This is a genomic window from Citrobacter sp. R-1.5.2 (assembly GCF_035064245.1).
GTDB lineage: Bacteria > Pseudomonadota > Gammaproteobacteria > Enterobacterales > Enterobacteriaceae > Citrobacter.
In genome coordinates this window covers 334,357-358,545 of the sequence record NZ_JASEYC010000003.1, presented here as the reverse complement: position 1 = coordinate 358,545, position 24,189 = coordinate 334,357, and the positions used below count along the sequence as shown (strand labels likewise).

The window sequence follows — 24,189 nt, the reverse complement described above, 5'->3', positions numbered from 1 at the left end:
GCCTCTACTTACGTTGATCGTCTACCGTTACGCCTTGTGGCGGGGTAAAGGTGAATTTTGATGGTTCGATCGCGCCATTCTGCTGCGATTTCAACTGGTAGCTACTACGCTGATCGTCCTGTTCAACAGCGCTAAACTGATGAATTGTTCCATCGCGTCCAACATTGATGGTGAACTGCTTCAGGTTGCCGCTGCTGGTTTTGGGCGTCAGCACAAAATCATCGCCGTTTTGCTTAATATTGTACTGCTGCCAGTCGCTTGACTGGTTACGCGCAATCAGCATAAACGGCGTGTTACCCGTGGCATCTTTCAGCCAGGTCGCCGTCGCCTGCTCAACAAACGGGTTGAAGAACCACAGTGTTTTACCATCAGAGACCAGAATGCTTTCGTCAGGCTGTGTCATATGCCAGTTAAACAGATTCGGACGTTTAACCCATAAATCACCCTGGCCTTCCTGCACCGCTGCGCCGCTACCATCCGTTACCTTCTGGGTAAAACTGGCGTGGAAGCTGCTGACTTTATCCAGACGGCTTTTCAGGTCGCTGGCGGCGTCAGCCCAAACGCTGCTCACCACAAAGCTCGACAATAATGCACAGGTGATTGCGATTCTTTTCATCGTTATTCCTCAAAATACGTCACTCCCAACGGGGAGCTCCTTCTGCTATCCATTTCAGGCCAAAAATCAGCATGAGGAAAGTAGAAAATACTGAATTACTTAACTTTGCAATCAATCAAAGGGCGGTGGGGCCAACACTTCACGATTGCCATTATGTCCCTGCTCGCTGACAATTCCCTGCGCTTCCATCTGTTCGATGATGCGCGCCGCACGGTTATAACCAATGCGGAACTGGCGCTGGACGCCGGAGATGGAAGCTTTGCGTTTCTGGGTAACAAAATTCACCGCCTGATCGAACAACGGATCCAGTTCTTCCCCACCGTCAAAACCACCGCCGCCACCTTCACTTTCGGTGTCCGAAGTGATGCCTTCCACGTACTGTGGACGGCCACGCGCTTTCCAGTCCTGGACGACCGCGTGAACCTCTTCATCGCGCACAAAGGCACCATGTACACGCACCGGAATCGTTGAGTTTGGTGCAGAATAGAGCATATCGCCCATGCCCAACAGGGATTCAGCGCCACCCTGATCAAGAATGGTACGAGAGTCAATTTTGCTCGAGACAGTAAACGCTATACGCGTCGGGATATTTGCTTTGATAAGCCCAGTGATAACGTCAACTGACGGACGCTGGGTTGCCAGCACCAGGTGGATACCTGCCGCACGCGCTTTTTGCGCCAGACGGGCAATCAGTTCTTCCACTTTTTTACCGACAGTCATCATCAGATCAGCAAATTCATCGACCAGAACCACAATATACGGCTCTTTTTTCAGTACCGGATGAGTGACATCCATACTATCGCCTGGTTTCCAGTACGGATCCGGGATTGGACGTCCCATACGATCTGCTTCCGCAATCTTCTCGTTGTAGCCCGCAAGGTTACGCACACCCAGCGCTGACATCAGCTTATAGCGGCGTTCCATTTCATTAACGCTCCAGCGCAAGGCATTGGCTGCGTCTTTCATATCCGTAACAACTTCAGTCAACAGATGCGGGATACCTTCATAAACCGACAGCTCGAGCATTTTCGGGTCGATCATGATAAAGCGAACATCTTCCGGCTGCGCCTTGTAGAGCATGCTGAGGATCATGGCGTTGACCCCAACAGATTTACCTGACCCCGTAGTACCTGCCACTAACAGATGCGGCATCTTCGCCAAATCGGCAGTCACAGGTTCACCAGCAATGTCCTTGCCGAGAACGACAGTAAGCGGTGACGGATTATCACGGAATTTCGCGTTATCCAGTACTTCACGCAGATAGACGGTCTGGCGTTTTTTGTTCGGTAATTCCAGTCCGACATACGGTTTACCTGGAATAACCTCCACTACACGAACTGCCGCAGTGGATAGCGAGCGCGCCAGATCTCGGGAGAGGTTAGAAATACGCGCAGCTTTAACACCCGGTGCCAGATTTAACTCAAAACGGGTAATGACCGGTCCGGGCGAGTAGTTCACCACATCGGCTTTAATACGGAAATCGGCCAGACGCGCTTCCACCAGACGCGCCATTTGCTCCAGCGCGAATGTATCTATTGGCTCAACTTCCGCCGGTGGTGGGGTGAGCAAATCCAGCGATGGCAGCAGCGTCGTCGGACGCTGTACAGGGCGGCTGTCGCCATTACGCATCAATAACGGATGGATCAGGCTTTCCTGCGGCGGTGGTGTGACAGGCTGCGATGGCTGCTGATAGTGCTGCTGCGGAGCGACAGGCTGTGGCGGCTGCTGATAATGCTGCTGCGGTGCAACAGGCTGTGGCGGCTGCTGATAATGCTGCTGCGGTGCGACAGGCTGTGGCGGCTGCTGATAATGCTGCTGCGGTGCGACAGGCTGTTGATACTGTGGCGCAGGTTCCGGCATCACGCTGGGGGTAAACAGCGGCTCATGCGGACCTTCATCCACTAACGCTTTCATTGGTGAGAATTCAAAATCATCAAGCGAGAATGGATTCGCCCCGGCAGGCTGCGCGCCGGAATAACGTTGCTGTTGGGAAGACGCGAACTGACGCGCCAGTTCAGCTTCTGCTGCTGAATCTTCGTCATCAGCATGCGCTGTGTCATCCTGATACTCTTCGCCATAGCGATGCTGCTGCGACTGAGCAAATTGACGCGCCAGTTCATCCTGCTGCATAGCATCAATTTCATCGTCACTGTATTGCGCATCCGTATCAAGCTGCTCTTCGCGCGCTTTCTCTTCAGCCATACGTTGTGAAGGCAACTTAATGCCATATGAAGCCAACTCCCGGCGTGTCGGGACACGCACACGATTAGGACGTGGCAGTTGCGGGCCAATTCCCTCTTTCACCTGCGGACGCGGTGCACCATTCCCAGCAAGACTAAATACCGGTGCGGCAACGGCTGCACCGGCACCCAATGCAGCGTTTTTCACCCCAGCAGCCAGCGGCGCTACGGCAGCCACAGACTCAACGGGAGGTATGGATGCAGCAGGCATAGACGGTGCAACGGGTTTCACCCGCTCAGGCTCTTGTACGGGTTCTGGAATCGGCTGATACCAGGCAGCTAGCTGCTCACGCTCACGCGCACGTTTTTCTTCTACTTCTTCAAAATAGTAGAGCGGTGGACGTGCTGGTTTCACCTCTTCAACGACAGGTTCAGGCTCGGCAACCGGCGGCTGTTCCACCACGGGCTGCTGATGAACCACGGGTTGTTGCTGCACGATGTCTTGCTGATAGACAGGCTGCGGTTCAAGCGGCGCACTCTGCTGGTAAACCGGTTCTGGTTGCCAGGCGTGTTCCACCACCGGCTCAGGTGCTTGCCACGGCATTGCCGGTTGCGGCATCGTCGGCTGTTCATAGCCAGCTTCGCCAACTGGCGGTACAGAATATGGCATCTGCGGTTCAACCGGTGCAGGTTGCTGCCAGGGTTCATAAGGCTGAACCGGAGGCTGTGCGTACTGAACGGGCTGTGGGTAACCTTCCGGTGCTGGCGCGATAACCGCTTCACCGGTTTGCGGAGCCGGTGCAGATTGCCATGCCACAGCAGGAACGGGTTGTTCTACGGCCCCCGGTACTGGCGCAGGTTGCAACAGCGGGTCGACTGGCGCACTCCAGGCCTGAGTTGCCGCAGTGGCAGTGGCCACCGCCGCCGCAGTGACCGGCTCAGTCACTGAATGGCCGTTTAATAGCGGGTCGAATTCATCGTATTCAGGCAATGTGGCACGGTTGCCAGAGAACAAGACATCGTTAGGATCGGCTACAACGCCACGCGCGCTGTATTCAATTTCATCCTCATCATCCATGCGCTTGCCGGAGAACAGCGCGGCATCAGTGTGACGCCCAAGTGGATTGGTAAACTTCTCTGCCAGCCGTTTACGGCGCGCTAACGCTCCGCGCAGAATACGTGCCCGTCGGGATTCATGTGGGGTGCCATCAACGGCGTCGACAGACTCTTCATCATCGTCATATTCTTCGTCATCAACCCAGGTATCATCGCGACGAGTACGATTGCTGGCAAATGTCAGGATATTCAGTAACCAGCCGCCCAGTTTCTCGGCAATGCTCACCCATGACCAGCCAGTAAACAGCGTTAAACCCGCGGCCCAGATACATAACAGCGCAAGCGTACCACCACTGCTGTGCAACAAGGGTTGCAGCGTGGTACTGAGCAGGCTGCCAATAACGCCGCCAGAGGCAAAATACCAGATGTCATCGGCATTGATTGCGGCAAGCCCGCAAGAGGTGAGGATCAGCGCCAGAACGCCAATAATACGCAGCGATACGGCGAAGTAATCGACGTATTCGTCGCTGGCCTGATGTCGCCAGGCAAACCAGCAACCGCCGACGATTATCACGGGGATAGTGTAAGCCATGACACCAAAAATAAAGAACAGCGTATCCGCCAGCCATGCTCCGGGTATGCCGCCCAGATTATGGATAGGTTCGTGCCATGCGGTTTGCGACCAACTGGGGTCCGAAGGGTTAAAGCTGAGTAAGGCAGCCATCAACCAGACGGCAAAAAGGGCAATAAGGATCAGCAACGCTTCCAGAAGTCGGCGCCCGCTGCTTAACTTCGTCAATGTGACGTCTTTGTCTTCAGTGTATTCCTGGCTCAAAAACGGCTCTCCAGGTTTCAGGCTTTTCCTGCCCGATGCTAAAACGGACAACAGCACCGGGTTACCCCGGCACTGTTGCTGTATGGATTAACAGGAGTGTAATCAAACTGCGTCGATTTTGCACCTGTTCCGTGTTAGCGCGTCTTAATTACCAGACGATTGCTCTGTTTGACTTCTTCCATTACCACGTAAGTACGTGTGTCATTCACGCCAGGCAGACGCAGCAGGGTTTCCCCCAGCAGCTTACGGTATGCCGACATATCCGGTACGCGTGTTTTCAGCAGATAGTCGAAATCACCGGAAACCAAATGACACTCTTGAATTTCTTCAAGTTTTTGTACTGCAGAGTTAAATTGCTCAAACACATCCGGGGCGCCACGATTCAGAGTAATCTCAACAAAAACCAGAAGTGATGCATCCAGATAATGCGGGTTCAACAGCGCTGTATAGCCCTGAATAAAACCCTGTCTTTCCAACCGACGCACACGCTCAAGGCAGGGCGTTGGAGAAAGTCCCACTCGTTTTGAAAGCTCGACGTTAGAAATACGCCCATCCTTTTGCAGCTCATTAAGAATGTTACGATCGATACGGTCGAGATCTTTGCCAGGGCGCTTCTTACTATCTACCATTATTATTGTCTCTCTGTATTCCTTCCCTACTCCTGCCTGACTCTACTAACATCACTGTTCAGAGTCGCTACCCATCACAATAAACCGCAACCCAGAGGGATTTACGGTGCGCAATGCCTGGGTTTATGGTGAGAAGACCGTTGCCTGTCGGCGGCTATCGACATCACGAATGGCATCTGTCCACACCATGCGTAGATTTCACTAACCCGGTAAACATGGTATCTACATGCATGATTATGCAGCATATACATGACACAGTTTTTTTCTTCCTTGAATGTTTTCGCAAAACAGCAGGTGATTGTCAAAGCAAAACATCGATTTTTAGTACAACATGCCAGTTATTCATTGGGAGTGATGGAAAATCGTCATTTTATCACCTTATAACTGACCGATTTTAAGTAGAAATCATTATACCCCCGCCATACTTCACGTTGTCTGTGCGTTGGCTTCACGCGTCCCCCAACTCGAATGAGTTAGAGAAGTGTACGGCCCTCAATTTTGCCCGTCATCGGTTTCCGCTATTACACATATTGTTAACAAAATCGCCATACTCTTTTTTTACGTCTGCAAATTCCCTACAATCCTGCCCATTGCCTACCAACAACTATGGGGATCTCATGGGCACGACCAAACACAGTAAACTTCTTATTCTGGGTTCAGGCCCTGCGGGCTATACCGCCGCCGTCTACGCTGCGCGCGCAAACCTGCAGCCGGTGCTGATTACCGGTATGGAAAAAGGCGGTCAACTGACCACCACAACAGAAGTGGAGAACTGGCCTGGCGATCCAAACGATCTCACTGGCCCACTGCTGATGGAGCGCATGCACGAGCACGCAACGAAATTTGAAACGGAGATCATCTTCGATCACATCAGTAAGGTTGATCTGCAAAACCGTCCTTTCCGTCTCACCGGAGACAGCGGCGAATACACCTGTGACGCACTGATCATCGCCACTGGCGCTTCAGCACGCTATCTGGGCTTACCTTCAGAAGAAGCCTTTAAAGGCCGCGGTGTCTCCGCCTGCGCAACCTGTGACGGTTTCTTCTATCGTAACCAAAAAGTTGCGGTGATCGGCGGCGGCAACACCGCTGTGGAAGAAGCGTTATACCTGGCGAATATCGCCTCCGAAGTTCACTTGATTCACCGCCGCGACAGTTTCCGTGCCGAGAAAATCCTCATCAAACGTTTGATGGATAAAGTTGAAAACGGCAACATCGTGCTGCACACGCATCGCACACTGGAAGAAGTGACTGGCGATCAAATGGGTGTAACCGGATTGCGTCTGCGCGATACGCAAAATACTGACAACGTTGAATCTCTCGACGTCGCCGGATTGTTTGTCGCCATCGGCCACAGCCCGAACACGGCTATTTTCGATGGTCAACTTGAACTGGAAAACGGCTATATCAAAGTTCAGTCCGGTATTCACGGCAATGCGACACAAACCAGCATTCCTGGTGTGTTCGCTGCCGGTGACGTGATGGACCATATTTATCGTCAGGCGATTACCTCAGCTGGCACAGGTTGTATGGCCGCCCTGGACGCTGAACGTTATCTCGACGGTCTGGCGGACGCCTGCAAATAGTTTTTACAAATCAGTAACAAAAGTAAAAAAGGCGACTATAAGTCGCCTTTATTTTTGCCCCGTTGTAACATTGTCCTGCCCAAAAATTCCAATAACTCACCTGCTAAGCGTGCAATGAATAAAACCCGTCAAAAAGAGCTTACCCGCTGGTTAAAACAGCAAAGTGTCATTTCTCAACGCTGGCTGAATATTTCACGCCTGTTGGGGTTCGTGAGTGGCCTGTTAATTGTCGCTCAGGCCTGGCTCATGGCTCGGATTCTGCAGCACATGATCATGGAAAATATTCCCCGTGAAGCGCTGCTGTTCCCTTTCGTCGTGCTGGTCTTGATTTTTATCCTGCGGGCGTGGGTTGTCTGGTTACGTGAGCGAATAGGGTTTCACGCGGGCCAACATATTCGTTTTGAGATTCGTCGTCAGGTTCTGGACCGTCTGCAACAGGCGGGGCCAGCATGGATACAGGGGAAGCCAGCCGGAAGCTGGGCCACGCTGATTCTGGAACAGATTGACGATATGCATGACTACTATGCGCGTTATTTGCCGCAAATGGCGCTTGCGGTTTGCGTCCCGTTATTGATTGTGGCTGCCGTTTTCCCGTCAAACTGGGTTGCAGCCCTTATCCTGTTGGGAACCGCACCACTGATCCCTCTGTTTATGGCGATGGTCGGTATGGGCGCTGCCGATGCCAACCGGCGTAACTTTCAGGCACTTGCCCGACTCAGCGGTCACTTCCTCGATCGCTTGCGCGGCATGGAAACACTGAGAATTTTTGGTCGCGGCGAAGCGGAGACGGAAAGCATCCGGGCTGCATCGCAGGATTTCCGTCAGCGCACGATGGAAGTGCTTCGCCTGGCATTCCTCTCTTCGGGTGTGCTGGAGTTTTTCACTTCGCTCTCTATTGCCCTGGTAGCCGTGTACTTCGGTTTTTCTTATCTCGGCGAGCTTGATTTCGGTCACTACGGAACCGGCGTCACGCTGGCGGCAGGTTTCCTGGCACTGATTCTGGCACCGGAATTTTTCCAGCCACTGCGCGACCTGGGGACGTTTTACCATGCCAAGGCGCAAGCGGTAGGCGCTGCCGACAGTCTGAAAACGTTCATGGAAACCCCGCTCGCGCATCCTGAGCGTGGCGATATTGAGCTGGCGACCAAAGACGCGGTTGCAATTGAAGCCGAAGATCTGATCATCACCTCACCCGAAGGCAAAATTCTGGCTGGCCCGCTTAACTTCTCCCTACCCGCAGGCCAGCGCGCGGTGCTGGTTGGGCGTAGTGGGTCCGGTAAGAGCTCGTTGCTGAATGTCCTGTCCGGTTTTCTCTCGTATCAGGGCTCATTGCGTATTAATGGCTTTGAACTTCGTGACTTGTCGCCTGACGCCTGGCGTAAACAACTCTCATGGGTTGGGCAAAACCCGCAGCTTCCGGCTGCTACATTGCGCGAAAATGTGCTGCTGGCATGCCCTGATGCCAGCGAAGAACAGCTACAGGCCGCGCTCGATAGCGCCTGGGTCAGTGAGTTTTTACCGCTGCTTCCTCAGGGTGTGGATACCCCTGTAGGCGACCAGGCAGGTCGACTTTCTGTCGGACAAGCACAGCGCGTTGCCGTTGCCCGCGCCTTACTCAACCCGTGTCAGTTACTGCTGCTCGACGAACCCGCAGCCAGTCTGGATGCACACAGCGAACAACGCGTGATGCAGGCGTTGAATGCGGCATCGCGCCGCCAGAGCACACTGATGGTTACGCACCAGTTGGAAGATCTTGCCGACTGGGACGCCATCTGGGTCATGCAAGACGGTCAGATTGTCGAACAAGGTACCTATGCGCAACTTAGCGCAGCCAACGGGGCTTTTGCGACATTACTGGCTCACCGTCAGGAGGACATCTAAATGCGCGCTTTGCTACCCTATCTGACGCTGTATAAACGTCATAAATGGATGTTAACACTGGGGATCGTTCTGGCGATCGTCACATTATTGGCAAGCATTGGTTTGCTGACGCTTTCAGGCTGGTTCCTGTCTGCTTCCGCCGTTGTCGGTGTCACCGGGATCTACAGTTTTAACTACATGCTCCCGGCGGCTGGCGTTCGCGGGGCGGCAATTACCCGAACCGCAGGTCGTTATTTCGAACGACTGGTCAGTCACGACGCGACGTTTCGTGTATTGCAGCATTTGCGTATTTACACCTTCAGCAAATTGCTGCCGCTCTCCCCTGCCGGGCTCGCCCGATACGGTCAGGGCGAACTGCTCAACCGCGTTGTGGCGGATGTCGACACACTCGATCATCTCTATTTACGTGTGCTCTCCCCGCTGGTTGGCGCGTTTGTCGTTATTGTGGTGGTCACGCTAGGATTGAGCGTTCTCGATCTCACGCTCGCCATCACCCTTGGCGGCATTATGCTGCTGACTCTGTTTATCTTGCCTCCGTTGTTTTACCAGGCAGGTAAAAGCACCGGGCAGAACCTGACGCATCTGCGAGGGCAATATCGTCAGCAGTTGACCTCCTGGTTACAGGGTCAGGCTGAGCTGACCATTTTTGGTGCCAGCGATCGCTATCGCACACAAATGGAAACCACCGAATTACAGTGGCACGAAGCGCAGCGTCGTCAGTCCGAATTAACGGCCTTGTCTCAGGCTGTCATGCTGCTGATTGGCGCTCTGGCTGTGGTGATGATGTTATGGATGGCTTCAGGTGGCGTAGGTGGAAACACACAACCCGGCGCACTGATAGCGTTGTTTGTGTTCTGCGCGCTGGCCGCTTTCGAAGCGCTGGCCCCTGTTACCGGCGCATTTCAACATCTCGGCCAGGTGATTGCTTCAGCACTACGTATTACCGAGCTGACAGAGCAGAAACCGGAAGTCACCTTCCCGGATACGGAAGCTACCGTTTCGGAACAAATTACTCTGACATTGCGTGAGGTGTCTTTCAGCTATCCTGGGCAAACACAAAAAGCGCTGGACACCCTTTCTTTGCTCGCTAAACCTGGTGAACACATTGCGATTCTGGGTCGGACAGGCTGTGGGAAATCAACGTTACTGCAATTATTAACCCGTGCATGGGATCCACAAAGCGGCGAAATCCTGATTAACGATCATCCGATTTCAACGCTGAACGAAGCCGCTTTACGCCAATGCATCAGCGTCGTACCACAGCGAGTACATCTGTTCAGTGCGACATTGCGCGATAATCTGCTGCTGGCTGCGCCACACGCCAGCGATGAAGCGCTATCCGGGATGCTGTGCCGTGTCGGTCTGGAAAAACTACTTGAAGGTGACGGGCTCAATGCCTGGCTGGGTGAAGGCGGTCGTCAGCTTTCAGGCGGAGAGCTACGCCGTTTGGCTATCGCGCGAGCCTTGCTGCACGATGCGCCGCTGATGCTTCTGGATGAACCTACTGAAGGTCTGGATGCGACAACGGAAAGTCAAATGCTTGAATTGATTAACGATGTGATGCGCAATAAAACCGTACTCATGGTCACACATCGCCTGCGCGGACTGTCGCGATTTAATCAAATAATAGTGATGGACAACGGACACATAATTGAGCAAGGTAATCACGCAGATCTGTTAGCCAGGCAGGGGCGTTATTACCAGTTTAAGCAACGTCTGTAAGCTATTATTGAACGATCCAACTCGCGTAGTGGAGTTTCGCTGTCATGCGCCTGGTGCAACTGTCCCGCCATTCTATCGCCTTCCCCTCACCGGAAGGCGCTTTACGCGAGCCTAACGGTTTATTAGCGCTGGGGGGCGATCTCAGCCCTGCCCGCCTGCTAATGGCCTACCAACGCGGTATTTTCCCGTGGTTTTCCCCTGGCGACCCTATTCTCTGGTGGTCGCCCGACCCACGCGCCATTCTCTGGCCTGACAAATTTCACGTAAGTCGCAGCATGAAGCGCTTTCATAAACACTCACCGTATCGCGTGACGCTTAATTACGCGTTTGGTCAGGTCATTGAAGGATGTGCAAACGACCGGGAAGAAGGCACCTGGATAACGCATGATGTCGTGGATGCCTATCATCGGTTGCATGAACTTGGACACGCGCACTCTATTGAAGTATGGCGACAAAATGAATTAGTCGGCGGGATGTACGGTGTTGCGCAAGGTACCCTTTTCTGCGGTGAATCGATGTTCAGTCGCCAGGAAAATGCATCCAAAACCGCACTGCTTGTTTTTTGCGCTGAATTTATCCATCAGGGCGGAAAATTAATCGATTGCCAGGTGTTAAATACCCACACCGCGTCACTGGGAGCCATTGAGACTCCGCGCAGGGACTACCTTGAACATTTAAGCAGGCTACGCCAGCAGCGCCTACCGAGCCACTTCTGGGTGCCCAGGACGTTATTTTCGCCTCAGGAGTGAATGTTTTCGGCACATTTTTTGTCGGGGTGTTATAATTGGTGCCGCAGAGTCGGTTTAGCCCATTACCCCGCCGCCGTTAAGGAACAGTTCGCGTCAGGCAACGCCTATCGTTTATCTCATCGTTCCCTTACACGTTGCGCTTTTAGTGCGGCTTTGTTGTGTGCGGTTAGAGTAATGCGCCAAACCCGATTTGCTGCGTTTTAAACGCACAAATCTTTACTTATTAAAAGAACTTCGGCATTATCTTGCCGGTTCAAATTACGGTAGTGATACCCCAGAGGATTAGATGGCCAAAGAAGACAATATTGAAATGCAGGGTACCGTTCTCGATACGTTACCTAATACCATGTTCCGCGTAGAGTTAGAAAACGGTCACGTGGTTACTGCACACATCTCCGGTAAAATGCGTAAAAACTATATCCGCATCCTGACGGGCGACAAAGTGACTGTTGAACTAACCCCGTACGACCTGAGCAAAGGCCGCATTGTCTTCCGTAGTCGCTGATTGTTTAAACGCCCGAATGGCGTCCAGATAATAAAAGGTCGGTTTAACCGGCCTTTTTTGTGGGCTGATGCTACGTATTTAATCCTCGTTCATTCGTGCATATTCTTCCGTAAGGAAATCCACTAATGCACGAACCGACGGCAATAACCCCCTGCGCGATGGAAAGACCGCGTGAATGATCTCTCGCTTTGGTTCCCAACCGTCCAGTAATGCCACCAGCTCGCCCGCCGCTATTTGCGCTTTTACCATCAATTGCGGGAGCTGAACGACCCCTACGCCTGCCACTGCCGCTTCGCGTAAAGCCAGCATATCGGTGGTAATCATACGCGGTGTGAAATGCACCTCCGCACGCGCGCCCTGTGGGCCAAATAATTCCCAGCGATGCACATGCTTACCCGTTGCCAGGCTCAGACCCGGCCAGCGTGTCAGTTCCGCCGGAGAGTGTAGCGCCCCCATTTGCTCAATTAGCTGCGGGCTGGCATACAAACGATGCCCCCTGTCCGCCAGCACGCGCATTACCAGATCGCTATCCTCAAAAGGACGGGGTCTGACGCGAATCGCGACATCAAGGCCTTCACCTACCACGTCAACCCGGCGGTTTGTAGCCTCAAGCTGTACGGATACATCGGGATAACGTGCCATAAAACGGGCGAGCATGGCACCGACATGCACGTGCAGTAAAGTGACCGGACAGGTCAGCTTCACAATACCTCGCGGCTCTACCTGCAACGCCGCGATGGCATCCTGCGCTGCCTGCGCTTCCACCAGCATAGCCTTACAGTGTTCGTAGAACGTTTGCCCAACTTCAGTAACATTAAACTGCCGGGTGGTTCGCTGAATCAACCGCACCCCCAGCCTCTCCTCCAGTTGTGCAATTCGGCGGCTCAGTTTTGATTTCGGTTCATCGAGCGCCCGACCGGCCGCAGCGAATCCTCCCTCTTCAACTACGTGAACAAACCACGCGAAATCATTGAGATCCGGCTTAGTCATCTTATTGTCCTATTTATGAGACTGTGAAGGCTATTTTAGCTACTACTCAGTTCTCTGTCATGAATATAAGCTTATTCACATCAAGATAACGCCACTGAGGAGATACATATGAAACAAGTAACAGGCGTCTACACCGCACCTCGCCCACACTGGGTTGGCGATGGATTCCCGGTTCGCTCGATGTTCTCTTACCAGTCTCATGCTGAACAGTTAAGTCCGTTCCTGCTGCTGGATTACGCCGGGCCACATACCTTCACCCCAGGTAATGAAAAACGTGGCGTGGGCGAACACCCTCACCGTGGTTTCGAAACGGTGACCATCGTTTACAGCGGTGAAGTTGAACATCGTGACTCAACTGGCCGCGGTGGGATTATCGGCCCAGGCGACGTGCAGTGGATGACTGCAGGTGCAGGCATATTACACGAAGAATTCCATTCTCCGGAATTTACCCGGAAGGGTGGCGAGCTGGAAATGGTGCAACTATGGGTCAACCTGCCGGCAAAAGACAAAATGGCCGTGCCGGGTTATCAGGGCATCACCAGCGATGTTATCCCCACGGTTGCTCTGCCTGATGACGCAGGAAGTGTTCGCGTTATTGCGGGTAGCTACGAGGATATAAAAGGGCCAGCACATACCTTCTCGCCGCTGAACGTCTGGGATATGCGTCTGCAGCGTAATCATCAGCTTACGTTGTCCCAGCCGGAAGGATGGAGCACCGCCCTGGTGGTATTGAAAGGCAATATCACCGTCAACGGCACCACGCCAGCCAGCGAAGCGCAACTGGTGGTGCTAAGCCAGCAAGGGAAAACGCTGCACATTGAAGCCACCAGCGATGCCATCGTGCTGCTGCTGTCTGGCGAACCGTTAAACGAACCGATTGTGGGTTACGGTCCGTTTGTCATGAACACGAAACAAGAAATCGCAGAAGCCGTACGCGATTTTAACTCCGGCCGCTTTGGCCAAATCTGAATCAAAGGAGAATACTATGTCCAGTCCTGCAAACTTTAATGGTTCACGCCCGGTCATCGATGTAAATGATTCCGTTATGTTGCTTATCGATCACCAAAGCGGACTTTTCCAGACCGTAGGTGATATGCCAATGCCTGAACTGCGTGCACGTGCTGCCGCGCTGGCTAAAATGGCCTCTCTGGCGAAGATGCCGGTGATTACCACCGCATCAGTACCGCAGGGACCGAACGGTCCGTTGATCCCTGAGATCCACGCCAATGCGCCGCACGCCCAATACGTGGCGCGTAAAGGTGAAATCAACGCCTGGGATAACGAAGATTTTGTTAAAGCCGTGAAAGCGACCGGTCGTAAGACGCTGATTATCGCTGGTACTATCACCAGTGTTTGCATGGCTTTCCCAGCCATTAGTGCGGTTGCGGAAGGTTACAAAGTGTTCGCAGTTATCGATGCTTCCGGCACCTACAGTAAAATGGCGCAGGAAATTACCCTGGCACGTGTTGTTCAGGCTGGCGTCGTGCCGATGGATACTGCCGCCGTCGCTTCTGAAATTCAGGGCACATGGAACCGTGAAGACGCCGCCGAATGGGCGGAAGTGTATACCAAAGTCTTCCCGGCTTATCAGCTGCTGATCGAGAGCTACGGCAAAGCTCAGGAAGTCGTCACCAACGGTGAAAAACTGGACTCTCAGCGCTAATCGTCTCCCCCATGCCCGTCCGGGTGGGGGAATATGTACATTGCGTAACCAAACGAATATGAACACGTAAATTCTGCTTGACCGTTTTAGCGCAACTCCCTATAGTAGCGCCCCGTTGCCCCCCAAGCGGTCAGGCAGCAATACAATATGGTGAGGTGTCCGAGTGGCTGAAGGAGCACGCCTGGAAAGTGTGTATACGGCAACGTATCCGGGGTTCGAATCCCCGCCTCACCGCCATATTTTAAGAAGAGCTCGTACGCAAGTACGGGCTTTTTTTTTCGCATATTTCACAGCCTGGCGGGGATGAGAAGCCCGGACCGGGTTCGACTACTGGCGCAGCCAGTTGGACAGACCGGGAGCGCAGCGAACGGGCTGCCCCGCAGGGGCGAGCAAAGCGAGTCAATCCCCCCCTCACCGCCATATTCGAGAAAGAGCTCGTACGAAAGTACGGGCTTTTTTTTCGCTTGTTGCACATCTGCGGGGGGATGAGAAACCCCCGACCGGGGTTCAACTACTGGCGCAGCCAGTTGGACAGACCGGGAGCGCAGCGAACGGGCTGCCCCGTAGGGGCGAGCAAAGCGAGTCAATCCCCCCCTCACCGCCATATTCGAGAAAGAGCTCGTACGCAAGTACGGGCTTTTTTTTCGCCTGTTGCATTTGCCGGATGCGGTGCAAGCACCTTATCCGGCCTACATTTCTTCCATCTCGTCGTAGGCCTGATAAGCGAAGCGCCATCAGGCATGGCAGTTATTGTCGGCTAAGCAGCGTCAACACTTCATAGTGTGCAGTGTGCGGAAACATATCGAAAAGCTGAACACGTTCAATGTGATACCCTGGCAACTCGCGAATATCCTTCGCCATGGTTTGCGCATTACAGCTGGAATAAACAATAAAACGTGGCGCCATTTGGGAAAGAAAATCGCACAGCGGTTTGCCAATCCCGCGACGCGGCGGGTTCACCAGCACCAGGTCCGGTACTTCGCCCTGAGCGGTAGCAAACTGGGTTGAATCCAGCGCCTGAAAATGCAGATTCTGCAACCCAAGCTCCTGCGCAGACTGTTTCGCACAGGCAATCGCCTCTGGTGCAATTTCAATCCCCGTCAGTTTCATCTGCGGTGTGGCGCAGTGCAGACCAAAGCCCCCGACGCCGCAAAACAGATCCCACATATGATTAACCGGAAGCTGACGCACCCAATCGCGCGCCGTGGCATATAATTGTCCCGCCACCACCGGGTTAGTCTGGAAGAAGCTCTGCGGGCGGATCCACAACGGTACATCGTTAAAGCGTTCCGCCAGCGCCTGTTGTTCGGTTAGGAAGATTTCTGCCTCCCCTTCCATAATCGCCATATGCACCGGCTGAATATTGGCAGTGATCACTTTTAACTGTGGGAGTTGTGCCTGCAACCAGGGTAGCGCCGCGCGCAGCTGTGCCAGTTTTGCGTCAGAACGCAGGACAAAACGCAGCATCATACCGCCGTCGTATCGGCTTTCCGTTAACAGCAGATATTTCAGCTCCCCGCGTTTGCGCGCCACGTTATAGGGCGTCAGCCCCGCACGAGCGATAAACGGCTTAAGCGCGGAAAATACAGGCGCAAAAGACTCAGGATAGAGCGGACAGTCGCACAAGTCCTCAGGCGTACCGTCACGATGCAGCATTCCCAGCAGCGGTTTTTCCACGCTGCCGCTGACCACCATTTTGGCTTTATTACGAAACGCGCTTTCCGCACCACTGGCCGGCGCGCACCATTCCCCGACCGAAAAATCGGCCAGCAGATTCTGCAGATCAGCTGTTTTTGCAGAGAGTTGTTCGGCTATGGGTTGTGTTATCCACTGACAAGAGCGGCAGCGTTCGGCGTCATAAAGTGCGCACTGCATACAAAGACCTACAAATTAACAGGGGGCGAAGATTATATACCCGTCATACTTCAAGTTACAGGTGTGTTGGCTGTGCTCACTCACCCCAGTCACTTACTTATGTAAGCTCCTGGGGATTCATTCACTTGCCGCCTTCCTGTAACTCGAATTATTTAGGGTATGCGCGTTATTGCAAACGGAAAAACCGCCTGCTGGACGCAGGAATAAACAGCAGTAGCAACACCAGCATATCCGGCAATTTTTGCATCACCAGCGTATGCAGAATTTCACGTCTGGACTCCCCCGCAATACTGAACAGTTCCGGATATCCGTAGCCCAGCGAAGCCGCCCACAGATAGACGCTAGCGATAATCTGGGTCAGCAGATAGATCCAGCGCGCCCAGTTCCGTCCTTTGACCAGCGAAAATGCGCAGAAAATTTCGATAAACAGCAGCACCAGACTGCCCAGAAATACCAGCGTCAAATTCCAGGTCTGCACACTGCGATGAATAAACTCACTGGTTCCACGGAACCCAAGCGTATTAAAAATCATCAACAGATCGAGACAGCGGATCATGATGATAGCCAGCGCCGCCACCTGCACCAAAGCAGGGACGTTTAAGCGGGCATGTGATGTGGATGATTTCTTAAAAAATCCCAACGCGTCGTCTTCCATGAAAACGGCGCAACCACCACAGCTGCGCCGTATAGACAGATTGGCAGATTTTAGTTTTTTCAGCCGCGTCTTGCACGTTGGATATCGCGTATCCGTTGTTTTTCTGTTCGCGCCATCAGATACCACGCGATAAATCCGATAATTCCTACCACGCCAAGGATCAACGTCGCCAGTGCGTTGATCTCTGGGTTAACCCCCATACGCACACTGGAAAATACCAGCATTGGCAAGGTTGTCGCCCCAGGGCCAGAAACAAAGCTGGCGATAACCAAATCATCCAGTGACAGCGTAAAGGCCAGTAACCAACCGGAAATGACCGCCGGCATAATCATCGGCAGCGTAATGACGAAAAAGACCTTCAGCGGTGTCGCACCGAGATCCATCGCCGCTTCCTCAATGGAGTGATCCAGTTCGCGCAAACGCGAGGAAATCACTACCGCTACGTACGCCGTACAGAAGGTGACGTGCGCCAACCAGATGGTCAACATACCGCGATCGGCTGGCCAGCCAATTGCATGTCCGAGGGCCACAAACAGCAACAGCAATGATAAACCGGTAATGACATCCGGCATGACCAGCGGCGCGGTGATCATAAAGGCGAAACCATTCGAACCACGAAAACGGCCAAAACGAACCATCACTACGGCAGCAATCGTTCCCAGAATGGCTGCCATCGTCGCAGCACAGGCAGCAATCGTTAAACTCATGCCGACGGCACTCATCATTGCAGTATCGTGGAAAAGTTCACCGTACCAGCGTGTTGACCAACCCGCCCACACCGTCACCAGCTTGGAGCTGTTAAACGAATAGATAACTAACATCAGCATAGGGGCGTACAGGAACGTAAACCCCACGACCAGGATAAAGATCCGCCACGGCGAGCGGACGACCGGCAAATTATTCATCCGTGTTCCCCCACGCTTTTCTGCTGATACTTATGGAACCACATGATTGGCACAATCAGTAACAGCAACATGATGATGGCAACAGCAGACGCCACCGGCCAGTCACGGTTATTGAAAAACTCCTGCCATAGCACACGGCCGATCATAATGCTGTCCGGCCCCCCAAGCAGTTCCGGAATAACAAATTCCCCTACTGCCGGGATAAACACCAGCATTGAACCGGCGATAATCCCGCCTTTTGTCAACGGCACAATCACGCTAAAAAAGGTTTTCAATGGCCGTGCGCCTAGATCCAATGCCGCCTCCACCAGCGAATAGTCAATGCGCGTCAGTGCGGTATAAATCGGCAGCACCATAAAGGGCAAATAGGCATAAACAATACCGATATAAACCGCCAGGTTGGTATGCAGGATCGTCAATGGCTGATCGATAACGCCCAGCCACATCAGGAAGTTGTTCAGCACCCCGTTATTTTTCAGGATCCCCATCCAGGCATAGACGCGAATCAAGAAAGAGGTCCAGGAAGGCAGGATCACCAGTAACAGCAAAATATTGCGTGTAGAAGGCTTACTGTGTGCCACCGCCCACGCCAGTGGGTACCCCAACAACAGACAGCAGATCGTCGAAATCCCCGCGACCTGCAAAGACTGCAGATAAGCATCGAAATAGAGCGGGTCATCCGTCAGTTGCAGGAAGTTACCTAAATTGAGCGTAATAGAGAGCTGACCATCGGCCCATGCCACAAGGTCTGTGTATGGCGGTATCGCCCGGGCCATCTCTGACAGACTTATCTTGAAGACAATCAGAAACGGCAATAAAAACAGGAGAACCAGCCACACATACGGCAGCGCGATCACCAGCTTGCGACCATGTTTCATTTGCAACTGCGACATATACAGCGTGAAACGGCTCGCTTTTTCGGCACGTACCGGAGGTTCAAGTGTACTCATCTTTACTCCTTAAACCGTCAACACCACACAGCTGTCTGCATCCCAACACAAACGTACCTCGTCACCCCAGGTCGGTAGCCCCTTGCGATAGCGATGTTCGTTTTGCAGCTGGGCACTCAACATCTGGCCGCTTTTTAAACGCACGTGATACACAGACAAATCACCCAGGTAGGCAATATGCACCACCTCGCCCACCGCAAAGTTATAGCCATCCGGTGGAGGAGCGTCACAGAGCATGATTTTTTCCGGACGAAGCGCGACATACACCGGTACGTTATCGACAATGGAAGTATCAGCATCCACTTTTAGCGGATGCACCAGCCCTGGAGAATCAATCACCAGACCGTCCTCCTGACGCTCCTTTAGCAGCCCTTCAAAAACATTTACCGAACCGATAAATTCAGCGCTGTAACGGGTGGTCGGGTGCTCGTAGATCTCTTCCGGCTCGCCAATCTGCACAAATTTTCCGCGGTTCATGATGGCTATACGGCCCGCCATGGTCATGGCTTCTTCCTGGTCGTGCGTCACCATCACGCAGGTCACCCCTACTCGCTCAAGAATATCAACCACTTCCAGCTGCATGCGGTCACGCAGTTTTTTATCCAAAGCGCCCATCGGTTCATCCAGTAACAGCAGCTTAGGGCGTTTGGCCAGGCTCCGGGCCAGCGCCACACGCTGACGCTGACCGCCTGAAAGCTGATGCGGCTTACGTTTGGCGAACTCCTGCATGTGCACCAGCCCGAGCATCTCATTCACCCGGCTAGCGATTTCCGCTTTCGGTAGCTTGTCCTGTTTGAGTCCAAAGGCAATATTCTGTTCCACCGTCATATGTGGAAACAGAGCATAGGACTGAAACATCATATTAATTGGACGCAGATAAGGTGGAACGTGCGCCAGATCGACACCGTCCAGCATGATTTGCCCAGTGGTTGGCAGCTCAAACCCCGCCAGCATGCGCAGCAGGGTTGATTTACCACAACCGGATGCACCAAGCAGGGCAAATATTTCGCCTTTGTAGATAGTGAGATTGACGTCATCGACAGCATGCTGACCGTCAAATGACTTCGTCAGGTTGCGAATTTCAAGCAGCGGGGTCAGCGCCTTACGGATTTTCGCTTGTGGGCGTGGGGTTGCATCATTCACTCAAGTGCTCTCCGGCATAAAACAAAGAAACGGTGCAAATAACGCACCTTATTGGTGCGTATTGCCGGGTTTTGTGTGTTCGGGATCGCGACATCCCCGGCAGGCACAAGCACCGCCGGGTCGTGTCCCGAACATCGGGTTATTTCCCGCTTTTCACCTTCGTCCAGGCACGGGTACGTACACGATCGATCTTCGGATCCTGAACTTTCAGTGTGAACAGTTTCGCGCGCACGTCCGCCGGCGGATAGATACCTGGGTTATCACGAACTTCCGGGCTGACCAGAGCCGTCGCTTCTTTATTAGCATTGGCGTAGAACACGTGGTCGGAAATATGCGCAATCACATCAGGGCGCAGCAGGTAATTGAGGAACTGGTAGGCTTCGTCTTTGTTTTTCGCATCTGCAGGCATCGCGAACACATCAAAGAACGCCATCGCCCCCTCTTTGGGAATCGAGAAGGAGATATTGACGCCATTTTTCGCTTCTTTCGCGCGGTTTGCAGCCTGCCATACATCCCCTGCCCAGCCAATCGCGACACAGGTATCACCATTTGCCAGGTCGTTAATGTATTGCGAGGAGTGGAAATAACGAATATTCGGACGCAGTTTCAACAGCAAATCGGTTGCCGGCCCAGTGTAATCATCCGCTTTAGTACTGTTTGGATCTTTACCCAAATAGTTCAGCACAGTAGCAAACACTTCTTCAGGCGCATCGAGGAAAGAGACACCGCAGCTTTTGAGTTTTTCCAGATTCTCCGGTTTCAGGATCAAATCCCAACTGTTAACCGGGGCATCCGCACCCAGCACCGCTTTAACTTTATCCACGTTGTAGCCAATACCGGTGGTTGCCCACATATACGGCATAGCAAACTTATTGTCTGGGTCGTGTTTACCCACCAGTTTCAGCAGTTCAGGATCGAGGTTTTTCCAGCCAGGCAGTTTGCTCTTATCCAGGGGCTGGAATACACCCGCAGTCAGTTGCCGTTCGAGGAAACTGGCTGACGGGACAACGAGGTCAAAACCAGTACTGCCAGCCATGAGCTTACCTTCCAGCACCTCATTGGAGTCAAATACATCATAAATGACTTTAATGCCGGTCTCTTTCTCAAAATTAGCCACCGTGTCCGGAGCAATATAGTCAGACCAGTTATAAATATGCAGTGTTTTTTGTTCAGCAGCGAGCGTGCCGGCAGAGATGGCCATCAGAGCACCTGCAACCAGGCCTGATAACCATTTTTTATTTAAGGCGGTCATAATCTCTTTCCTTCTGAAAGTTCGTTAACAAACGAACAAAAAAGTCACACTCTAATGATATGCAAGAAACGTGCATATTATTTCATGCGGCATCAATGAAAGAGTGGTCTCTCTCCCCGCCGCTATTGCTCGCTGATATCCGCTGGCTCATTCAACATGCATACAGCTACAGATAGCTCATAATGGGCAAATTGAACGGTGACGTTTACAAGCTTTGCAAGAATAACTTTAGCCAGGAATTGTGGATATAGCCCAGATAAAAAAACGTCTTTTATCAATTTTTTATGCAGGTTTTGTCTATGACGTAAAGCGGAAGGGGCGGAATCGAAGTGAATAATTCTTTAAGAAAAGGTTAAATGCAGAATAAAAACGTGAAATACGCAACCGCTCTGGCAGCGGCTGCGCTATAGGTCCCCATATTCAGGAACTATTAGTGGAGGAAATGAACCTCTGCGTTGCTGTTTTGCCCGTCTTCTTCGGCGTTAAACAATAACTGATGTGCCCCGGCTTCAAGGATCACCATCGATATCTGTTCCTCGCTCTGACGCACAAAACATTCAAACTGTTCAAACGTCACACCCGGCATAACGGATAAAGACTGGCAAACCACCAGCTTTGGCAGATTATCATCCTGCATATCCAGAAAGGCTTTTACCGTCAGCGAGCTCGCATTGATAGCGGACAGATCGGCGGCCAACGGTAGCAGCGCTGAAGGTCTGACTTCCGCCATCGCGGAAAACAGAATGACGTTATCCACCAGATCAATTTTTGCATCAAAAATGCCGTCGAAGTTCTGCATGTGCGGTAGATGCAGCGCCTGACAGGTATCACATTCAAAAAAACTCATGCCCAGGTCGTCGAGCCATTGACGCAACGTATCCAGAGTGGGAACGACCAGTGATGTCATAATAATGTGCGACCTCTATTGATGAAAAAATTACCGGCACAGCTTACGCAAAAAGACCGTGTCATACCACGATCGCTATCGATATTGCGTTTAGCCGCCGATTTTAAGACAAAATTCAGGAGTAGCATGACGCTCGATCCACTGGATCATTCGCGCAGCAATATCTATCCCAGTGGTTTTCTCCACGCCTTCAAGCCCTGGAGAGGCGTTGACCTCCATAACCAGCGGTCCGCGTTCTGCACGCAGGATATCGACGCCAGCAACGTCAAGCCCCATCGTGCGGGCCGCTTTAAGCGCAATGTCCCTTTCCTGCAGCGTGATATTGGCAATCGTAGCAACTCCGCCGCGATGCAAGTTAGAACGGAAATCGCCCTCTTTAGCCCGCCGCTCAATCGCCGCAACCACCTCATCGCCCACCACGAAACAGCGAATATCTCGCCCCTTCGCCTCTTCGATATATTCCTGGACCAGAATATGGGCATTCAGACCACGAAATGCATCCACTACGCTCTCTGCGGCCTGGCGCGTTTCGGCCAATACCACACCGATCCCTTGAGTCCCCTCCACCAGCTTCACCACCAGCGGCGCACCCCCGACCATATCAATCATATCGCTGGTATCGTCCGGCGAGTGGGCTATTCCGGTAATCGGCAGGTCAATACCCTGTCGCGCCAACAGTTGTAACGAGCGCAGCTTATCGCGTGCGCGGGTAATCGCTACTGATTCATTCAGCGGGTAGCTACCCAGCATCTCAAACTGGCGTAGTGCTGCCGTACCATAGAAGGTAATGGCTGAGCCAATTCGTGGAATGACCGCGTCAAAATGGGGAAGCTGACGGCCTTTATAATGGATAGAAGACGCCGCCGGGCTAATGTTCATATAACAAGAAAGAGGATCGATAACTTCAACCAGGTGACCGCGTTGCATCGCCGCTTCACGCAGGCGTTTGCAAGAATAGAGCGTTCCATCCCGGGACAAAATGGCAATTTTCACCCTGCACCTCTCTAAAAGACCTGGTAAAAGCTGGCGTATCATACACTGGGTTAAACGCTTTAGCGCGTCGCCCATCCCTGTTTATGTAAATATTCCAGGATAAAGGGGCGGCTTTCTTTAATGATGGTGCGGCGGATATGATCGCTCCAGGTATCGCGACGCGTGTTGCTACCCCGGGTCAGATAGTACTGCGCAAGCTGTTCATCATATTGCGACAATGCATCCTGATCGAGCGGCTGGTACTGGTTTTCATGCACCACCAGTGTTGCTGGCAGCCGGGGCTTGATGTCCGGGTTATCCGCAGGCCAGCCGAGACACAGGCCAAACAGCGGCAAAACATGTTTCGGCAGCATCAGCAATTCCGTTACCGGCTCAATATTGTTACGCAGGCCGCCAATGAACACACCACCGAGACCCAGTGATTCAGCCGCTGTCAGCGCATTTTGCGCCATCATCGCCGTATCAACCACGCCAAGCAAGAGTTGCTCAGCCAGCCCCAGTTGCGCCTCGGGGCAAATCTGCAAATGGCGATTAAAATCAGCACAAAAAACCCAGAACTCGGCGGCCTGAGCGACGTGCTTTTGTCCGCCGGATAAGGTCACCAGGGACGCACGCAGATTTTGATCGGTAATACGAATTATCGTCGTGCACTGCAAAAAACTTGAGCTTGATGTCCCTTGGGCGGCAGCAATAATCGCCTCCCGCTGTGCATCGGAAATACCTTCATCGGTGAAATGGCGAATGGAACGGTGGCTGCGAAGTAAATCAATGGTTGGAGTCATCTTTTTTTTCTCTGGCTGAATGGGAAGAAGCGTCGGGAGCACGCGACATCAGCTGCGGTGCCAACAGCTGCGCAATGCGCAACATCAATACCACTGCGGCGGGAAGCATCAACAGTACACCCAGAAATATCATTACCACACAGGCCAATGGCCCGTTTAGCGGTGCGGGTAAAGTGAGATAATCGTTAAGCGACAGCAGCGCCAGCGATAACAAAATCATCCCGATGATTTCCAGAATCAATACGCTTTTGGGTAACACGCCCACTGTGCGCATAGGTGCCTCCCGATAAATGGCGCTTAGTGTAAAACGTTCCG

At 52.7% G+C, this 24,189-nt stretch carries 21 protein-coding genes and 1 tRNA gene; 8 read left to right on the top strand and 14 right to left on the bottom strand.

Features of this window, described 5'->3' with window-relative positions; genetic code table 11:
• Positions 1–4: 4 nt before the first annotated feature.
• The 3 genes from lolA to lrp all read right to left on the bottom strand — a co-directional run bounded on the left by lolA (position 5) and on the right by lrp (position 5,316).
• Positions 5–616: an outer membrane lipoprotein periplasmic chaperone LolA gene (gene lolA / locus QMN38_RS08640; protein ID WP_040233939.1), complete on the bottom strand. Its 612-nt coding sequence runs from the start codon at positions 614–616 to the stop codon at positions 5–7.
• A 111-nt stretch (positions 617–727) separates the two neighbouring features.
• A complete protein-coding gene (ftsK, locus tag QMN38_RS08635; protein ID WP_323604845.1) occupies positions 728–4,687 on the bottom strand; it encodes a DNA translocase FtsK in 3,960 nt (1,319 codons plus the stop codon).
• A gap of 134 nt (positions 4,688–4,821) precedes the next feature.
• Entirely contained in the window at positions 4,822–5,316 is a 495-nt protein-coding gene (lrp, locus tag QMN38_RS08630) for a leucine-responsive transcriptional regulator Lrp (RefSeq protein ID WP_002439523.1), read from the bottom strand.
• A gap of 617 nt (positions 5,317–5,933) precedes the next feature.
• On the opposite strand from lrp, the gene trxB reads away from it, so the two are divergent.
• From trxB to infA, 5 genes are all read left to right on the top strand, one after another.
• Positions 5,934–6,902, top strand: a complete 969-nt coding sequence (trxB, locus tag QMN38_RS08625) for a thioredoxin-disulfide reductase (RefSeq protein ID WP_005123580.1) — start codon at positions 5,934–5,936, stop codon at positions 6,900–6,902.
• A 114-nt stretch (positions 6,903–7,016) separates the two neighbouring features.
• Complete coding sequence (gene cydD / locus QMN38_RS08620) at positions 7,017–8,783, top strand: heme ABC transporter permease/ATP-binding protein CydD (RefSeq protein WP_271454950.1); 1,767 nt, start codon at positions 7,017–7,019, stop codon at positions 8,781–8,783.
• On the top strand, positions 8,784–10,505 hold the full coding sequence (gene cydC, locus QMN38_RS08615; RefSeq protein WP_271450431.1) for a heme ABC transporter ATP-binding protein/permease CydC: 1,722 nt from the start codon (positions 8,784–8,786) through the stop codon (positions 10,503–10,505). It begins immediately after the preceding gene.
• Between the two features lie 44 nt (positions 10,506–10,549).
• Positions 10,550–11,254 (top strand): leucyl/phenylalanyl-tRNA--protein transferase, encoded by a 705-nt coding sequence (aat, locus tag QMN38_RS08610; RefSeq protein ID WP_323604844.1) that lies wholly within the window; start codon positions 10,550–10,552, stop codon positions 11,252–11,254.
• 286 nt (positions 11,255–11,540) lie between these two features.
• Positions 11,541–11,759 carry a translation initiation factor IF-1 gene (gene infA / locus QMN38_RS08595; protein ID WP_002211347.1) on the top strand — a complete coding sequence of 73 codons (219 nt, stop codon included), beginning with the start codon at positions 11,541–11,543 and terminating at the stop codon, positions 11,757–11,759.
• Between the two features lie 78 nt (positions 11,760–11,837).
• Here the strand turns inward: infA and QMN38_RS08590 are convergent, their stop codons facing one another.
• Positions 11,838–12,749 (bottom strand): LysR family transcriptional regulator, encoded by a 912-nt coding sequence (locus QMN38_RS08590; protein ID WP_323604843.1) that lies wholly within the window; start codon positions 12,747–12,749, stop codon positions 11,838–11,840.
• Between the two features lie 108 nt (positions 12,750–12,857).
• Here QMN38_RS08590 and QMN38_RS08585 point away from each other — a divergent pair, with 108 nt between their 5' ends.
• From QMN38_RS08585 to QMN38_RS08575, 3 genes are all read left to right on the top strand, one after another.
• Positions 12,858–13,718, top strand: coding sequence for a pirin family protein (locus QMN38_RS08585; RefSeq protein ID WP_271454952.1), 861 nt, complete (start codon positions 12,858–12,860; stop codon positions 13,716–13,718).
• 16 nt (positions 13,719–13,734) lie between these two features.
• Complete coding sequence (locus tag QMN38_RS08580) at positions 13,735–14,412, top strand: isochorismatase family protein (protein ID WP_323604842.1); 678 nt, start codon at positions 13,735–13,737, stop codon at positions 14,410–14,412.
• Positions 14,413–14,561: 149 nt separating this feature from the next.
• Positions 14,562–14,649: transfer RNA gene (locus QMN38_RS08575), tRNA-Ser, on the top strand.
• Positions 14,650–15,159: 510 nt separating this feature from the next.
• Here the strand turns inward: QMN38_RS08575 and rlmC are convergent.
• The 10 genes from rlmC to QMN38_RS08525 all read right to left on the bottom strand — a co-directional run bounded on the left by rlmC (position 15,160) and on the right by QMN38_RS08525 (position 24,148).
• Positions 15,160–16,287, bottom strand: a complete 1,128-nt coding sequence (gene rlmC, locus QMN38_RS08570; RefSeq protein ID WP_323604841.1) for a 23S rRNA (uracil(747)-C(5))-methyltransferase RlmC — start codon at positions 16,285–16,287, stop codon at positions 15,160–15,162.
• Positions 16,288–16,453: 166 nt separating this feature from the next.
• Complete coding sequence (locus tag QMN38_RS08565) at positions 16,454–16,942, bottom strand: YbjO family protein (RefSeq protein WP_137384280.1); 489 nt, start codon at positions 16,940–16,942, stop codon at positions 16,454–16,456.
• A gap of 59 nt (positions 16,943–17,001) precedes the next feature.
• Entirely contained in the window at positions 17,002–17,847 is an 846-nt protein-coding gene (gene potI, locus QMN38_RS08560; RefSeq protein ID WP_271440632.1) for a putrescine ABC transporter permease PotI, read from the bottom strand.
• Positions 17,844–18,797 carry a putrescine ABC transporter permease PotH gene (potH, locus tag QMN38_RS08555; RefSeq protein WP_323604840.1) on the bottom strand — a complete coding sequence of 318 codons (954 nt, stop codon included), beginning with the start codon at positions 18,795–18,797 and terminating at the stop codon, positions 17,844–17,846. The genes potI and potH overlap by 4 nt, the downstream gene beginning before the upstream one ends.
• Positions 18,798–18,806: 9 nt before the next feature.
• Entirely contained in the window at positions 18,807–19,940 is a 1,134-nt protein-coding gene (potG, locus tag QMN38_RS08550) for a putrescine ABC transporter ATP-binding subunit PotG (protein ID WP_061067606.1), read from the bottom strand.
• 139 nt (positions 19,941–20,079) lie between these two features.
• Positions 20,080–21,192, bottom strand: a complete 1,113-nt coding sequence (gene potF, locus QMN38_RS08545; protein WP_048212156.1) for a spermidine/putrescine ABC transporter substrate-binding protein PotF — start codon at positions 21,190–21,192, stop codon at positions 20,080–20,082.
• 430 nt (positions 21,193–21,622) lie between these two features.
• Entirely contained in the window at positions 21,623–22,099 is a 477-nt protein-coding gene (locus QMN38_RS08540) for a type III secretion system chaperone family protein (protein ID WP_202039038.1), read from the bottom strand.
• 90 nt (positions 22,100–22,189) lie between these two features.
• Positions 22,190–23,092: a 30S ribosomal protein S6--L-glutamate ligase gene (gene rimK / locus QMN38_RS08535; protein ID WP_005123604.1), complete on the bottom strand. Its 903-nt coding sequence runs from the start codon at positions 23,090–23,092 to the stop codon at positions 22,190–22,192.
• A 59-nt stretch (positions 23,093–23,151) separates the two neighbouring features.
• A complete protein-coding gene (nfsA, locus tag QMN38_RS08530; protein ID WP_323604839.1) occupies positions 23,152–23,874 on the bottom strand; it encodes a nitroreductase NfsA in 723 nt (240 codons plus the stop codon).
• The gene (locus QMN38_RS08525) at positions 23,858–24,148 is read right to left on the bottom strand and encodes a YbjC family protein (RefSeq protein ID WP_271440628.1); all 291 of its coding nucleotides are present in this window, start codon (positions 24,146–24,148) and stop codon (positions 23,858–23,860) included. The genes nfsA and QMN38_RS08525 overlap by 17 nt, the downstream gene beginning before the upstream one ends.
• Between the last annotated feature and the right edge of the window lie 41 nt (positions 24,149–24,189).